General features: G+C 64.7%; 7 protein-coding genes. 5 read left to right on the top strand and 2 right to left on the bottom strand.

Annotated elements, in window-relative coordinates:
* Positions 1 to 1471 precede the first annotated feature (1471 nt).
* Positions 1472 to 1741 carry a hypothetical protein gene (locus QZV94_RS17300; protein ID WP_293679419.1) on the bottom strand — a complete coding sequence of 90 codons (270 nt, stop codon included), beginning with the start codon at positions 1739 to 1741 and terminating at the stop codon, positions 1472 to 1474.
* Between the two features lie 406 nt (positions 1742 to 2147).
* On the opposite strand from QZV94_RS17300, the gene QZV94_RS17295 reads away from it, so the two are divergent.
* Positions 2148 to 3026, top strand: coding sequence for a PEPxxWA-CTERM sorting domain-containing protein (locus QZV94_RS17295; protein WP_293679417.1), 879 nt, complete (start codon positions 2148 to 2150; stop codon positions 3024 to 3026).
* 224 nt (positions 3027 to 3250) lie between these two features.
* Here the strand turns inward: QZV94_RS17295 and QZV94_RS17290 are convergent, their stop codons facing one another.
* Positions 3251 to 3382 carry a hypothetical protein gene (locus QZV94_RS17290; RefSeq protein ID WP_293679415.1) on the bottom strand — a complete coding sequence of 44 codons (132 nt, stop codon included), beginning with the start codon at positions 3380 to 3382 and terminating at the stop codon, positions 3251 to 3253.
* A gap of 857 nt (positions 3383 to 4239) precedes the next feature.
* On the opposite strand from QZV94_RS17290, the gene QZV94_RS17285 reads away from it, so the two are divergent.
* The 4 genes from QZV94_RS17285 to QZV94_RS17270 all read left to right on the top strand — a co-directional run.
* The gene (locus QZV94_RS17285; protein WP_293679413.1) at positions 4240 to 4458 is read left to right on the top strand and encodes a hypothetical protein; all 219 of its coding nucleotides are present in this window, start codon (positions 4240 to 4242) and stop codon (positions 4456 to 4458) included.
* A gap of 296 nt (positions 4459 to 4754) precedes the next feature.
* Positions 4755 to 5051: a hypothetical protein gene (locus QZV94_RS17280; protein ID WP_293679411.1), complete on the top strand. Its 297-nt coding sequence runs from the start codon at positions 4755 to 4757 to the stop codon at positions 5049 to 5051.
* 271 nt (positions 5052 to 5322) lie between these two features.
* Positions 5323 to 5874: a sigma-70 family RNA polymerase sigma factor gene (locus QZV94_RS17275; protein WP_293679409.1), complete on the top strand. Its 552-nt coding sequence runs from the start codon at positions 5323 to 5325 to the stop codon at positions 5872 to 5874.
* A gap of 16 nt (positions 5875 to 5890) precedes the next feature.
* Positions 5891 to 6660, top strand: a 770-nt coding sequence (locus tag QZV94_RS17270) for a FecR domain-containing protein (RefSeq protein ID WP_293679407.1), incomplete at its 3' end; no start/stop codon positions are given.

Genomic DNA, 6660 nt, shown 5'->3' with positions numbered 1-6660 from the left:
CACCCACGCTCGCCGGCGGCGTCGAACGAGGGCAGCTCATCCTCGCGGCGCAGGTCGAAGGTCACGTAGACTGACTCGCGGCTCGGGAAGTTGACTGAGTCCAGCTTGTGCGGGTCCATTCCAGCAGCGCGCGCGTGCCGGAAGGCTTTCGCCATGGCCGGGTTCCACCCCGCGAAGCCCTCGTGAAGTTCACGCCAGCGACCGTTTGCCGTCCGGTTCGGAGTCGATCCGACTGCAGGAGCGGCCAGTGCGATTGCTGCCGCAGGCACGGCGGACAGCAGCGCCCTTCTGGTTGCTCCAGCCATCACAGCGCCTCTGAACGTGGCGGCCAAGGGGCCCTGGCCGATGGGAAGTTGGTTCCGTAGTCTGGAACCTCCCAACCCCAATCGTCGGGCTCCGCATCGCCGTTGTCGGCGCCCTCACCCTCGCAGGCGCCGCCCTCGTCTTCGCAGACGGATTCGCGTTCGCCCCCGTCACCGCCAACCGCCCAGTCGGCCTGCGAGTAGTCTCGTCCAGTCGCAGGCGGCGTTGTCGGGCGTTGAGGGGTTTGGGCGGCGGGGCGGTCGAGGGAGAATGAGGCACGCGCACAGGCGTGCACAGGCATCATCAGCCTCCACAGCAGCAGGTTGCGGTTAGGCCTCGCGGGGAGCTGCGAACTTCCCGGCGGGCCGCACTCGTGTTATCGCGAATGTTATGGCATCGTCAACTCGCGATAACACGAAACGCAGGCGACCGGCTCAGACGGGCACGCTAGTAGGCGTTCGCCTCCAGCCCGATCAGCTAGCTGCGCTCGACGCCTGGATCGCGCAGCAGCCGCAGAAGGTCAGCCGGCCAGAGGCGATACGTGCGATGGTGGCGGCATCGGTACGGAGCGAGGGTTAATGTCCACCGTCGAGGTCGGCGCTGGTCTTCTGCGCTTCGTAGGCTTCGCTCCCACGATTAGGGGCGCGCTGCCTCCAGAACACCCGATCTACGCTCTAATCGGGCGCGTGATGGTGCTCACAACCCACTGGGAACATCTGCTGGACCTCATCATCTGGGAAATTGAGGGTCGGCCAGTTGTGGGCGGGCCGCAGATGGACGCCAGGCCGGACCGGCGATGCGGGTTGGGCGGATCTTGAAACTCGCGGAAGGCAAATCCGCAACCTCCGATGTGATAGTGAGAATTCAATCGCATCTCGCCGTGGCGAAGGACCTGGGCACCCGTCGCAACCGCGTGGCTCACAATCCGGTCTTTCTCAGCTGACGAGGCTGCGAAAGGGCGATCCGACGTACGGCTTTTCAGAAGTCAGCGAAGCAGAGCTTTCAGACCTAACGGGACCGCTTAGGCGCGCCCATGATGAGGCAGCCGCACTTCAGATTCTGCTCCGATCCTAGTTCCTGTGTGGACCTGGCAGGACGGTTCTTCGTTGTGGCCACAGGCGAAACTGCGATGAGTTAGGGAGTGCGAAAACACGGGGGGCGGGCAATGCTACGAGCGCTTGTCTTTGTGGCTGCGATCGTAGTGGCGGCGCCAGCGCCTGCAGCTTCCCTCCGCCAGGAGTTCCCCTTCGCGAAGGCCGTGGTGTTTGCGGCCCTTATCGAGGCACCCCCTGTAGCGGGCTTCGTCGACGACCGACATCGACATCGTTTCACCGTAGCACGTCGCGCCAGGCCAAACGTCGGCCATCGAGTTTACCGGCAAGCTCAAGATGGCCAACAACATCTTGGCGACTGGAAAGCCACAGAAGAACTTCGACAAGATCGTCTTCGAGGTGAGTCGAAGGCTGCAGGCGCTGCCGAAGCCGCCCGGTCCAGAGGCGGTCCCGCAACCCCCGGAGCCTGCCCTTCCAAAGTAACTCCGCAGATTTGCGGACTTAGACCGCGCGCAGTTCCATAAGGACGCCATCACCGCGCCCCGGCGCGCGATGTTCCACATCACCGATGCGCAGGGCCGGCGGTGGCGGGTGCGGGTGATCGGGCGGGGGTAGCCGGCCCGCGGACGCGACGAAGGTCGGCAAGGGGTGGTTTGCGGACGTTACCTTCCCTCTCTCAATGCATGATGCTAGGCGCGCCGCTCCATCGTCTCGATATCCCATTTGAGATATCAGTGGTTCGTGTATGGTCTAGCTACAGGATCGTGAGGATGGGGAAACGGACATGCTGAAATGAAGCTTCTGGCAGGGCTCGCAATCACAACGGCAGTTGCCCTTGGGGCCAGCCAAGCTGCAGCGGTCGAAGTCTACACTAACGCCACCTTTGGCACGCCGGTTGCGACCGCCGACATCTCCACGTCGCACGCCACCAGTGCGAATGCCACGTCGGAACAGGGGCTCCAAACCCAATCCGCCGCCGATGCTACCGTCGACAGTTCTGGAGCCGTGTTTCGCGCAAAGGTCAGTGTGACCGGGACGCTCGCGGAGGACGCCCTCGGCAGCGACGACTATGTCGCGGCCGTAGCGATGGCCGGGATCACTGACACTATCCTGATCTCCAGCGCTGGACTGGAGGGCTCAGCAGGCCGCGTCGGGTTCACGCTGAACTACGACGGGATCCTGCACGGCGAGGGGCTAGGCGGCCACTACAACACCAACGCGTATGGGGTGGTCTGCGACTTGGGCCCGGGCTGCATGGCCTCCTCGTTGCAACTCTCGATCCTGGAGCTTGAGACCCTTGAAGGCTCTGCCCTCCAGGATGACCTTGACGTGCAGGGAGCTGCGGTGCCGGGGTTCCTCGACTTCACCTACGGGGTTCCTTTCGAGTACAGCCTGTACTTGTTTGTAAGTGCGCTGGTCCAGGGCCCGGCCGGCACGACCTTCGATGTCCAGTCCGACTTTTTCCACACCGCCACTCTGGGCATCCTTAACGTCTACGACGCTGCGGGCGCCCGTGACGGAGCGGCGATCGTCACATCAACGACCTCCGACCTAGCCTATGCCGTGGCTGTGCCCGAGCCGTCGGCCTGGGCGTTGATGATCATGGGGTTCGGCGCTACCGGCGCTATGATACGTAACCGCCGCAAGACGCTAATCTCAACCTACGGCTAGGCGCGTCCCGGAACTGGTCCTGCCCACAGTCCGCAACGGGTCGAAGGCGGTCCCTGGCCCCCGTCCGGCAGCCGACATTCGCCGGCCGTGACCAACAAGCGGACCCAGTGAAGGTCCGCGAAGGGTCGAAAGGGCCAGTTGGCCCCGCGCCAGAAACCGGACCTTCACGACCGCCGATCAGCCGCGCTTGAGCCCGCACGTCCACGCCACGATCACCAGCCCGCCTACACGCCCAGGGGCTCGCCGCTGGTCCGCGACGGGTCAGCCGCCACGCCGATGCGGTAGCCGGCGACGTCGGAGAGCCCGGCTAGGATGTAGTTGAAGCGCATCTGGTCGACCCGCTCCAACCCGCGCACGAAGCCTGCAGGCGCGGCCCCAGGGCCTCCAGCCTGAACGCCACGTCCATGGCGCCGCGGGTGGCCCAGTCGCCGCGTGGGCCGCTCCAGTCCCGCATCCACTCGTCCCGGCGCTCGAAATCGGCCGCGCTCTCGCCCATGCCTGAACGAACGCGGAACGGCTTGTGACAGTCACCTGACGCGCCCACGCCAGCACGTCCACGACCTCTGCCGCGGCCACCAGATCACGAAAAGCCAGATGACCACGAAGAACCCCCACGATCCAGTAGCGGACCTCCGGCGTCACGTTGTCCAGGGTCACGGTGCTGAGGAAGCGAAGTCCAGGGCGGCCTACTCGGATGCGCTCACGTAGTCGTGGCAACGAACGCGGGACGGCTGCTGCAAGTCAACTGACGGGCCGGATCCGACACAGGGCGCCGCTCAGCAATGGCCGTGGAGGCTCCTCGTTCTCTGACGCCTGGCCGGCGCGCAAGGGCTATGGGAAGGTGCCGCGGCAATCGTCAGGGCGACGGTTGGCGCCGCAGTCACGGCGGATCGCGGACGGGTTGATTTGGGCGCCAAGCGAGATCGCAAGAAGCGCTTCCTCACAACGCCCCCGGACTGCTGCTTCTGCGGCGGGCCAAGCGGAGCGGAAGAGACTGATCATGTTCCTGCTCGCGCGTTTTTCACTGATCGCCAGTGGCCGGAGACCTTTGAGTTTCCCGCATGCGCTAGGTGCAATCGTGTCACGAGCAAGGATGAGCTCGTTGTCGCGGCGTAGTGGTCGGACATCGAGTGTCTCCAGGTTGCGGTGCGTTGAAGCGCTACCCTACGTGAGCCGGCGATTCGGTGCTCGGTGTGAGAGAGGGCGGGCAAAGATGGGCGAGATCACTTTCAACCCGGATCGGCTTGTTCGATCCACGGTGAGGATCACGACTTTCGCGGGCGAACAGCGGCTCGCCGACGGTTCAGGTCTGCTGATGCAATTGAACGTGCTCGGTCCGGCGAATCCAAACGTTGCGCCGGTGGTCGTGACAAACAAGCAGGTGGTCGAGGACGCGGACTGGATTGAGTACCAGGTGCCCGGATCTAGCTAGCGGCGGCCCGACCGTGACCCGCCGAAGCCCCCAGGTTTCCCTCGTCCATCACCCCGATCCGGAATCGACCTGTGTGTGATCCCTGTGGCGGGACCCCTCATGCAGCAGGGGCTTCACGACGCAGAGTTCATATCGTCGAGTGACATCTGGCGCATGGATCGGCTCCAGAGCCTCACGGCCATCGAGAATATCGTGATGATTGGATACCCGAAGGGACTCGTCGATCGGCAGGCCCTCTATTCGATTGTGCGGGGAGGCATCACCGCGACGCCGACCTTCACGGCGAGAGCGAGTTCATGATCGACTGCGCCTGCTTCCCGGGCTCGAGCGGGTCACCCGTATTCCTGCTCGATCAGGGCTTTCACATCGACAAGGCCAACAATGTCCAGTTTGGCGCGACGCGGTTCGGATTGCTTGGGTTCCTGCATGCCGGACCGACCTTGAACGAAGAGGATCTGGTCGTCAGCGCACGTCCTCCGCGACAGCTTTCGGAGATGGCCGACTACCCCTTGATGATGAACCTTGGCAATTGCGTCAGGGCGGAACGTCTCTTCGATATGTTCGAAGCGATCGTTGAGAAGGCTCTGCGCTGAGTTGTCCGCGGCCGGAACGGGAAAGCGTGCTTCGCGTCACAATTGGAGCCGGTGGGACTCTAGGCGGACGCCGGATCGTATGACACCCTGATGTCGACGCGGGTGGGCAACTTCCCGTGTCACCGCGACGGCCGATCCGCCGCCGCTGGGCGCCCGCACCATACAAGACCGTGTCCGAACGACATGGGAAAGCGCGGGGCGCGGGGGCATCGAGACTCCTGCGTTTGAGACGCCCGGTCGCCACGACGCGCGGTTCATCCGAGGGGACGCCATGTCCCGCCCCAACTCCGCCCATCGGGCGCGCGAGCAAGCGCCCGCGTCCTCGTCGCGCGACGACGAGTCCGTATCGACGGCGCGGCCGGCCGAAGCGACCTGGCGCGCCCACCTCGTCTGGCTTCGAAGCCGGTTGCGCGTTCGCTTCAGCGCCGACCTTGCCGATGACCTGGCCCAGGAAACCTATCTGCGCATGGCCGGTCGGGAGCCGTCTTCCCCGGTGGAAAACCCGCGTGGTCTGCTCCTGACCGTGGCCAGCAACCTGGCGCGTGACGCCTTCCGACGAGATCGCGTTCGGGCTGAGTATGCTGCCCGCTCGCCGCACGCATTCTCCCGGGCAGACTTGAGTGTGCATACGGCGGAAGACGACTTCGAGGTCCGCGAGGCGATCCGGTCCTTACCCCCGAAACTGCGCGACGTGCTGCTGCTCAGCAAGATCGGGGGCTTGACGAACCGCGAGATCGCGCAACGCTACGGTTTATCGGTCCGAGCCATCGACAAACGGTTGCAACAGGCTGTCACACTTTTCGTCGCTCGACTACGGGATTGAGGCTTCGATTCTGGCCATGGGAACGCTCCGAGGAGACGACCGCCGGACCCTCGAAGAAGCCGCGGCTTGGTTCACGCGGCTCAAGGGGGGTTCGGTCAGCGAAGCGGCGATTGAAGACTTCATGCAGTGGCGACGCGTCCCGGCCAACGACGCCGCCTATTCCGAGGTCGAAGCGCGCTGGCGGCAGGCGGACCGCGTCACGAACGATCCCGAACTTGTTCGGCTGACGGAGGCGGCGCTTCGCAAGCCGAGCCGGTGGCAGGCGCTCCGACGGTTGCTCGCCAAGAATTTGCTACCGCTGAGCTTGGTGGGTGCGACGCTCGCTGGTGCGCTCATGCTCCTGATCTTGCAATTGCAGCCGCAGGCTTACGAGACCGATGTTGGCGCGCAGCAGATCGTTCGGCTGAATGATGGCTCCACGCTCCGGCTCAATACGGCCAGCAGGGTCGAGATCCGCTTCAGCCGGGATGAGCGGCGCATCACACTGCAGCGCGGGGAGGGGTTCTTCGAGGTCGCCCATGATGCGAGCCGGCCGTTCATCGTCGTGGCCGGCGAAACCCGAGTTAGGGCGATCGGCACGAAGTTCGATGTCCGGCGCGTCGGCGGCGCGACCCAGGTCATCCTGGCCGAAGGACGCGTGCAGGTGACGCGACCCGATCGCAAGGAGCAGTGGACCCTTGCCCCCAACCAGAAGATCACGCTGAACGGCGCCCCACCCGTGCCGCAGATCGCCGACGCGTCGATGACCACGACTTGGACCACAGTGCGGCTCCGGCTGCGCGAAGC

Source organism: uncultured Phenylobacterium sp., from assembly GCF_902826855.1.
Taxonomy (GTDB): Bacteria; Pseudomonadota; Alphaproteobacteria; order Caulobacterales; family Caulobacteraceae; genus Phenylobacterium.
This window is presented reverse-complemented; position numbering and strand designations above follow the sequence as displayed.